Annotated in this window: 8 protein-coding genes; 5 read left to right on the top strand and 3 right to left on the bottom strand. The window is 62.9% G+C overall.

The window, feature by feature from the left end; genetic code table 11:
* On the bottom strand, positions 1–384 hold a 384-nt coding region (locus EOA28_RS18030; RefSeq protein WP_128315116.1), incomplete at its 3' end, for a TetR family transcriptional regulator C-terminal domain-containing protein.
* A gap of 233 nt (positions 385–617) precedes the next feature.
* Between EOA28_RS18030 and EOA28_RS18025 the strand changes: the two genes are divergently transcribed.
* Positions 618–1946, top strand: coding sequence for an aspartate aminotransferase family protein (locus EOA28_RS18025; RefSeq protein WP_126060037.1), 1329 nt, complete (start codon positions 618–620; stop codon positions 1944–1946).
* 95 nt (positions 1947–2041) lie between these two features.
* On the opposite strand, the gene EOA28_RS18020 is transcribed toward EOA28_RS18025, so the two are convergent.
* Positions 2042–2680 (bottom strand): TetR/AcrR family transcriptional regulator, encoded by a 639-nt coding sequence (locus tag EOA28_RS18020; protein WP_127250667.1) that lies wholly within the window; start codon positions 2678–2680, stop codon positions 2042–2044.
* Between the two features lie 121 nt (positions 2681–2801).
* Between EOA28_RS18020 and EOA28_RS18015 the strand changes: the two genes are divergently transcribed.
* From EOA28_RS18015 to EOA28_RS18005, 3 genes are all read left to right on the top strand, one after another.
* Positions 2802–4052, top strand: a complete 1251-nt coding sequence (locus EOA28_RS18015) for a Zn-dependent hydrolase (protein WP_127250668.1) — start codon at positions 2802–2804, stop codon at positions 4050–4052.
* Positions 4053–4219: 167 nt separating this feature from the next.
* The gene (gene hydA / locus EOA28_RS18010) at positions 4220–5671 is read left to right on the top strand and encodes a dihydropyrimidinase (protein ID WP_127250669.1); all 1452 of its coding nucleotides are present in this window, start codon (positions 4220–4222) and stop codon (positions 5669–5671) included.
* Between the two features lie 2 nt (positions 5672–5673).
* Entirely contained in the window at positions 5674–6051 is a 378-nt protein-coding gene (locus tag EOA28_RS18005; RefSeq protein WP_127250670.1) for a hypothetical protein, read from the top strand.
* A gap of 86 nt (positions 6052–6137) precedes the next feature.
* On the opposite strand, the gene EOA28_RS18000 is transcribed toward EOA28_RS18005, so the two are convergent.
* Positions 6138–6548 (bottom strand): cupin domain-containing protein, encoded by a 411-nt coding sequence (locus EOA28_RS18000; RefSeq protein WP_189342085.1) that lies wholly within the window; start codon positions 6546–6548, stop codon positions 6138–6140.
* Between the two features lie 113 nt (positions 6549–6661).
* Here EOA28_RS18000 and EOA28_RS17995 point away from each other — a divergent pair, with 113 nt between their 5' ends.
* Entirely contained in the window at positions 6662–7453 is a 792-nt protein-coding gene (locus tag EOA28_RS17995; RefSeq protein ID WP_127250672.1) for an ABC transporter ATP-binding protein, read from the top strand.
* Positions 7454–7558: the final 105 nt, after the last annotated feature.

Raw genomic sequence — 7558 nt, 5'->3', positions numbered from 1 at the left:
GCCCTCCAGCATCGGCTTGATGCGCGGCGCGCCCTGCAGAATCTCATTGGCGAAAAGCCGGCTTTCGCGCGGGAAGTCGCGCGCCATCTCCAGCTTCCTGCGGATATAGCTCCTGAGCTCCGTCAGCGGGTCGCCGATGTCGTCCAGCTCGCGCAACGGCGCCAGCCAGGTGTCGAGCAGGCGCTGCATCAATGTCTCGTGAATGTCTTCCTTGCGGCGGAAGTAATAGAGAAGGTTCGGCTTCGACATTCCGGCGGCTTCAGCGATCTGGTCGATGGTCGAACCGCGAAACCCGTTGGCAGAGAAGACTTCGAGCGCCGCTTCGAGGATGAGCTCGCGCTTTTCCTGCTGGATGCGGGTGCGGCGGGGAGCGGAGCCTTCCATCGTGTCCGTCATCCTTGCGCGGTGCCGCGCCGACCATCTGGACCAATTCTCTGGACCAGTTTTTCCTTGGGCTGTGGAGCGCGCTTTTTATGCGGCATTTCCGCTAGTAATCCTTTGACCGCCGACAGGCGGCGCTAACGTTTGTCCAACCGGTCAAAAATTTGCGTAGCATGAAAACGCAGCAAAGACCAAGCGTTGGCCACCGAAACAGGTTACAAGGGGAAGTCCTGGTCATGTCCAACCGGCTGAAAGTCACGCCGAACGATCTCAGCGCATTCTGGATGCCGTTCACGGCAAACCGGCAGTTCAAGCAGGCGCCACGCATGTTCGTGTCCGCCAAGGACATGCATTACACCACCAGCGACGGTCGCAAGGTGCTCGACGGCACCGCTGGCCTCTGGTGCGTGAACGCCGGCCACTGCCGGCCGAAGATCACCGAGGCGATCCAGCACCAGGCGGCCGAGCTCGACTATGCGCCGGCTTTCCAGATGGGCCATCCCATCGTGTTCGAGCTGGCGAACCGGCTGGTCGATATCGCGCCGAAGGGCATGGACCATGTCTTCTTCACCAATTCGGGTTCGGAATCGGTCGAGACCGCGCTGAAGATGGCGATCGCCTATCACCGTGTCAGGGGCGAGGGCTCGCGCACCCGTCTGATCGGCCGCGAGCGCGGCTATCACGGCGTCAATTTCGGCGGCATCTCGGTCGGCGGTATCGTCTCGAACCGCAAGATGTTCGGCACGCTGCTCGGCGGCGTCGACCATCTGCCGCACACGCACCTGCCGGAGAAGAACGCCTTCTCGAAGGGCGTTCCGGAGCATGGCGCGGAGCTCGCGAACGATCTCGAGCGGCTGATCGCGCTGCATGACGCCTCGACCATCGCGGCCGTCATCGTCGAGCCGGTCGCCGGCTCCACCGGCGTCATCCTGCCGCCGAAGGGCTATCTGCAGAAGCTTCGGGAAATCTGCACGAAGCACGGCATATTGTTGATTTTCGACGAAGTGATCACCGGCTTCGGCCGCCTCGGCGCGCCGTTCGCGGCGGACTATTTCGGCGTCACGCCGGATATCATGACTACCGCCAAGGGCGTTTCCAACGGCGTCATCCCGATGGGCGCGGTGTTCGTCAAGAAGGAGATCCACGACGCCTTCATGACCGGCCCGGAACATATGATCGAGTTCTTCCACGGCTATACCTATTCGGGCAATCCGATTGCGTGCGCCGCGGCGCTCGGCACGCTGGACACCTACAAGGAAGAGGGCCTTTTGACCCGCGGCGAGGAGCTGGCGCCGTACTGGGAGGACGCGCTGCATTCGCTGAAGGGCGAACCGCATGTCATCGACATCCGCAACATCGGCCTGATCGGCGCGATCGAGCTGGCGCCGATCGCCGGCAGCCCGACCAAGCGGGCGTTCTCGGCCTTCGTGAAAGCCTTCGAGCGCGGCGCGCTGATCCGCACCACCGGCGACATCATCGCGCTGTCGCCGCCGCTGATCATCACCAAGGGCCAGATCAACGAACTGATCGACCATGTGCGGGATGTTCTGAGGTCGATCGACTGACAAGCTGGGACGGACATCCTTCCCGTCGAGGGGAGGGTCCGTGAAGCGGCTGGACGAGGTCGGCTAAGAAACGCCGGCCTCGATGGTCGGGTAGTTCAGGCAGGCTGCGCGCCGATGCCGGTCAGGATCACCCGCTTGATGTTTTCCTTGGCTTCCCGCCATTGCCGGTCGGAGAGCGGCTTGCCGCCGTTCAGCGTCTCGATCTGGTGGCCGAAATCGGCGTAATGCTGTGTCGTGGCCCACAGCATGTAGAGGAGATGGCGCGGGTCCACCGGGTCCATCTTGCCCTCTTCGATCCAGCGCTTGATGATCGCGACGCGGCCGTCGGTCCATTCGCGCAAGGTCGACTCCATATAGTCCTGAAGCACCGGTGCGCCGTGCATCACTTCCGAGGCCCAGACTTTCGAACCATCGGGGTGGCGGCGCGATATTTCCATCTTGGCGTCGATATAGGCGCTGATACCGTCTATCGGCCCGCGCGCGACATCGAAGCAATTGGCCGCCTGCAGCCAGATCTCGAAGATGTTCTGGACGACGGACCGGTAGAGTTCTTCCTTGGTGGCGAAATAATAATGGAGGTTTGCCTTCGGCAGCCCGGCCAGGTCGGCGATCAGCTGCATCGTTGCGCCGCCGAACCCGGCTTCCGCGAACACCTTTTCAGCGGCGAGCAGAATGGCCTTTTCATTCTCCCGTCTTATGTCCTGGCGCCGCATCGGACGGGTGGATTCGGTCATGTCTCCCCCAAGATTCTCGTTGACCGCTTGGTCAGCTTGTGTAGTCTGAAAGCTGACCATACGGTCAGGATGCAAACCACTCAAGGGGCGACAAGACCCCTGGTGAAAATGGGAACCGCAAATGGCCGCACCCGGCGAAAATCTGCGAATCAATTCAGACCGTTTGTGGGACTCCCTGATGGAGATGGCGAAGATCGGCCCCGGCATCGCCGGCGGCAACAATCGCCAGACGCTCACCGATTCCGACAAGGAGGGCCGCGCGCTTTTCAAGTCCTGGTGCGATGCGGCCGGGCTCTCGATGGGTGTCGACCAGATGGGCACCATGTTCATGACGCGCGCCGGCACCGATCCGGATGCGCTGCCGGTCTATGTCGGTTCCCACCTCGATACCCAGCCCACCGGCGGCAAATATGACGGTGTGCTCGGCGTGCTCTCGGGTCTGGAGGTTCTGCGTTCGCTCAACGATCTCGGCATCAAGACGAAGCATCCGATCGTCGTCACCAACTGGACCAATGAGGAGGGCGCGCGTTTCGCCCCGGCCATGCTTGCCTCCGGCGTGTTCGCCGGGGTGCATACACAGGACTACGCCTATGCCCGCAAGGATCTGGACGGCCTGACCTTCGGCGACGAGCTGAAGCGGATCGGCTGGGTCGGCGACGAGAAGGTCGGCGCGCGCAAGATGCATGCCTATTTCGAGTACCACATCGAGCAGGGACCGATTCTGGAGGCCGAGAACAAGCAGATCGGCGTGGTGACGCATTGCCAGGGCCTGTGGTGGCTGGAATTCACGCTGACCGGCAAGGAGGCGCATACCGGTTCGACGCCGATGACCATGCGCGTCAATGCCGGCCTCGCCATGGCGCGTATCCTGGAGATGGTGCAGACGGTGGCCATTGAGAACCAGCCGGGCGCCGTCGGCGGGGTCGGACAGGTCAAGTTTACACCCAATTCGCGCAACGTTTTGCCGGGCACCGTCGTCTTCACCGTCGACATCCGCTCGCCGGACCAGGCGAAGCTCGACGGCATGCGCGCCCGCATCGAGAAGGAAGCGCCGAAAATCTGTGAGGCGCTCGGGGTCAAATGCTCGGTCGAGGCAGTCGGCCATTTCGATCCGATAACCTTCGATCCGACGCTGGTCGGCCGCGTGCGCACCGCCGCCGAAAAGCTGGGCTACAGCCACATGAACATCATTTCCGGCGCCGGACACGACGCCTGCTGGGCGGCCAAGGTCGCGCCAGCGACCATGGTCATGTGCCCTTGCGTGGGCGGTCTCAGCCACAACGAGGCCGAGGAAATCTCCAAGGAATGGGCCGCGGCTGGCGCCGACGTGCTGTTCCATGCGGTGGTGGAGACGGCGGGGATCGTCGAATGAGCGACTAGAGCATTCCACCGTTTCACGGAAACGGTGGAATGCTCTAGTGTCTTTGTTTTAACGCAATTTCGGACGGAAAACCGCTTCACACTTTTCCTGAAATTGCTTCGGACCAATCACCTCGCAACGCCGCTCGCAAAGAAGCGCGAAAGAACAGGGGAACAGATATGACCAAAGTCATCCGAAACGGCACCATCGTGACGGCCGACCGCACGTGGAAGGCCGACGTGCTGATGCAGCACGGCAAGATCGTCGCCATCGGCTCCAACCTGCATGGCGATCATGAGTTCGACGCCACCGGCTGCTATGTCATGCCGGGCGGCATCGATCCGCACACCCATCTCGAAATGCCGTTCATGGGCACTTATTCGGCCGACGATTTCGAATCCGGCACGCGCGCGGCACTCTCCGGCGGCACGACCATGGTGGTCGATTTCTGCCTGCCGGCGCCGCAGCAGTCGCTGCTTGAGGCGCTGCAGATGTGGGACAACAAGACCTCGCAGGCGGCCTGCGACTATTCCTTCCACATGGCGATCACCTGGTGGGGCAAACAGGTGTTCGACGAGATGGCGACGGTGGTCGACAGGGGCATCACCTCGTTCAAGCACTTCATGGCCTACAAAGGCGCGCTGATGGTCGATGACGACGAGATGTATGCGTCGTTCCAGCGCTGCGCCGACCTCGGCGCGCTGCCGCTCGTCCATGCCGAGAATGGCGATGTGGTCGCGGCACTGTCTCAAAAGCTGTTGGCCGCCGGCAACAACGGCCCCGAGGGGCATGCCTACTCGCGTCCCCCGGAAGTGGAAGGCGAGGCGACAAATCGGGCCATCATGATCGCCGACATGGCCGGCGTGCCGCTCTATGTCGTGCATGTCTCGTGCGAGCAGAGCCATGAAGCCATCCGCCGAGCCCGCCAGAAGGGCATGCGGGTGTTCGGCGAGCCGCTGATCCAGCATCTGACGCTCGACGAGACCGAATATTTCAACAAGGACTGGGACCATGCGGCGCGCCGGGTGATGAGCCCGCCCTTCCGCAGCAAGTGGCACCAGGATTCGCTGTGGGCGGGCCTGCAGGCCGGCTCGCTGCAGGTGGTTGCGACCGACCACTGCTCCTTTACCACCAAGCAGAAACGCAACGGCATCGGCGACTTCACAAAAATCCCGAACGGCACCGGCGGCCTCGAGGACCGCCTGCCAGTGCTGTGGACGGCCGGCGTCAATACCGGCCGCCTGACAATGAACGAGTTCGTCGCGGTGACCTCGACCAACATCGCCAAGATCCTCAACATGTATCCGAAGAAGGGCGCGATCGTCGAAGGCGCCGATGCCGACATCGTCGTGTGGGACCCGAAGCGCAAGAAGACGATCTCGGCCAAGAAGCAGCAGTCGGTGATCGACTACAACGTCTTCGAAGGTTTTGAGGTGACCGGCCTGCCACGCTTCGTCTTCTCGCGCGGCGAATTGTCGATCGAGGAAGCGGACGTGAAGGCCAAGGCCGGGCATGGCGAGTTCGTGGCGCGTGAGCCGAACGCGGCGGTCAACCGGGCGCTGTCGACCTGGAAAGAGATTTCCGCGCCACGCAAGGTGGAGCGTACCGGCATTCCGGCCACGGGGGTCTGACCATGCGCGCTCTTCACCTTGCGATCGCGGCGGCCGCGATGCTGGCCGCCGGCCATGCATCGGCCGCCGGCATCGATCTCTCAAAACCTTATGGCGACAAATATGGCTGCATAAACCGGAACGGCCAGGAGGTCGCCGCCGACAAGATGCTGCTTCTGACCGACAAGGAATTGATCACGGCGGCCAGCGCCTGCACCTTCAGCGACAAGCAGCCCCAGGCCGACGGATCGCTGGTGGTGACGGCAAGATGCGAGGCGGAGGGCGAAGAAGGACAGGCGCCGACCAAGTTCACCATCAAGCGCAGCGCGAAGAACGCCAAGAAGCTGGTGGTGGCCGATGAAGAGGGCAATGTGATGGGCGAAGTCTCCCGGTGCAAATGACGGCGATCCCGTCAGTTCCTGTGAGGTGTGTTCGTTCCGGCCGCATTTATGCGACGCCAAGCGATGCCGCTTGGCTGCAAAATGCCCTAAGCGACGAGGCCATCCAGTTCGGGCAACAGGACGACGCTTTCCTGCTCGTTGGGATCGGTGCGGGCGATCACCGCCGAGGAGGGCGCCCCGCTCAGATTGGCGGGCAGATGCGGCACGCCGGCCGGAATGTAGAAGAGATCGCCGGCCTTGACGACGATGTGGTGCTCGAGCCGGTCGCCGTACCAGGTGTGGACCTCGCCCGAGAGCACGTAGATGGCCGTCTCGTGGCTTTCATGCATATGCGCCTTGGCGCGGGCGCCGGGCGGCATGGTGAGAAGATGCATGCAGATGCCGGAGGAGCCGACGGTCTCCGCGGCGATGCCGGCGAAATAGCTCAGCCCCTGCTTGCCCTGATAGGTGTTTTCGGGGCGAACGAGATGACAGGTGGGTTTAGGCGACATCGGCAAGCCTCCGGGCGGCGTCGATCGGGTGGGACAGGACGAGTGGAAAGCAACGCTATCATAAAATCAACCGGATTGCGGACGGCGCGGCAGCGGCTGCGAAAGGCAGGCTGCAGCCAATGAGTGAACAGCCGCCAGCCGTCGTTTCGGCAAGCAAGCTCGGCCTCACCTTCCAGACCAATGACGGTCCGGTGCAGGCGCTGTCCAATGTCGACCTCACCATCGGCAAGGGAGAGTTCGTTTCCTTCATCGGCCCGTCCGGCTGCGGCAAGACGACCTTGCTGCGCGTCATCGCCGATCTGGAAAGGGCGACATCCGGCACAATCTCCGTCAACGGCATGACGCCCGAGCAGGCGCGCGAGAAACGCGCTTACGGCTATGTCTTCCAGGCGGCAGCCTTGTTCCCGTGGCGCACCATCGAGCGCAATGTGGCGCTGCCGCTGGAGATCATCGGGCTCAGCCAGGCCGAGCAGGCGGAGCGCATCAAGCGCACGCTGGCGCTGGTCAATCTTTCTGGCTTCGAGAAGAAATATCCCTGGCAGCTTTCCGGCGGCATGCAGCAGCGCGCCTCGATCGCGCGCGCGCTCGCCTTCGACGCGGACCTTTTGTTGATGGACGAGCCGTTCGGCGCGCTGGACGAGATTGTGCGCGATCATCTGAACGAGCAGCTTCTCGACCTCTGGGCGCGGACCAACAAGACGATCTGCTTCGTCACCCATTCGATCCCCGAGGCGGTGTATCTGTCGACGCGCATCGTGGTGATGTCGCCGCGGCCCGGCCGCGTCACCGACATCATCGAATCGACGTTGCCGAAGGAGCGGCCGCTCGACATCCGCGAGACGCCGGAGTTTTTGGCCATCGCCGCGCGCGTGCGCGATGGGTTGAGGGCTGGGCACAGCTATGATGATTGACGGGAGGGCGAATGAGTGCGGACGACGCCGCCACGCCTTCGTCATCCTAGGGCGGAGCGACGCGAAGCGGAGCGCAGACCCTAGGATCCATGCCGTGACGTCGGC

Origin of the sequence: Mesorhizobium sp. M2A.F.Ca.ET.067.02.1.1 (assembly GCF_004023285.1) — a bacterium.
In the GTDB taxonomy this organism is placed as follows: Bacteria; Pseudomonadota; Alphaproteobacteria; order Rhizobiales; family Rhizobiaceae; genus Mesorhizobium.
Note: the sequence above shows the minus strand (reverse complement) of the source record. Positions and strands in the feature narration are given on the sequence as shown.

What these genes read in the sequence shown, in the direction of transcription:
- EOA28_RS18025 (WP_126060037.1), top strand. Translation starts at nt 618, where the DNA reads ATGTCCAACCGGCTGAAAGTCACGCCGAACGATCTCAGCGCATTCTGG.
- hydA (WP_127250669.1), top strand. Translation starts at nt 4,220, where the DNA reads ATGACCAAAGTCATCCGAAACGGCACCATCGTGACGGCCGACCGCACG.
- EOA28_RS18020 (WP_127250667.1), bottom strand. Translation starts at nt 2,680, where the DNA reads ATGACCGAATCCACCCGTCCGATGCGGCGCCAGGACATAAGACGGGAG.
- EOA28_RS18015 (WP_127250668.1), top strand. Translation starts at nt 2,802, where the DNA reads ATGGCCGCACCCGGCGAAAATCTGCGAATCAATTCAGACCGTTTGTGG.
- EOA28_RS17995 (WP_127250672.1), top strand. Translation starts at nt 6,662, where the DNA reads ATGAGTGAACAGCCGCCAGCCGTCGTTTCGGCAAGCAAGCTCGGCCTC.
- EOA28_RS18005 (WP_127250670.1), top strand. Translation starts at nt 5,674, where the DNA reads ATGCGCGCTCTTCACCTTGCGATCGCGGCGGCCGCGATGCTGGCCGCC.